Consider the following 242-nt stretch of genomic DNA (forward strand, 5'->3'; position numbering starts at 1 on the left):
GCGCAGCCGCCAGGAGTCGGCGAGCAGGCCCTGCCGGCCGGCGTACCGCTCGAACCACAGGGTCAGGAAGGGCGGCACCGAGGAGGCCAGGCCGCCGACGAGCCGGCCGGGCGACCCGCGCGGGTCGACGGCGACGACGACGGTCGTGACGCAGTAGGCGATGAACACCCCGCCGTGGATCGGCCCGAAGATCCGGACGCCGAGCTCGGTGGTGTCGGTGGCGTACTTGAGGAACATCCCGC

Annotated in this window: 1 protein-coding gene; it reads right to left on the reverse strand. The window is 73.6% G+C overall.

What is annotated here, in order from left to right; translation table 11 throughout:
• Positions 1 to 242, reverse strand: a 242-nt coding sequence (locus QWY28_RS23830) for a DUF3817 domain-containing protein (protein ID WP_300955379.1), incomplete at both ends; no start/stop codon positions are given.

The sequence above is a fragment of the Nocardioides oceani genome, assembly GCF_030412965.1.
Classification (GTDB): domain Bacteria; phylum Actinomycetota; class Actinomycetes; order Propionibacteriales; family Nocardioidaceae; genus Nocardioides; species Nocardioides oceani.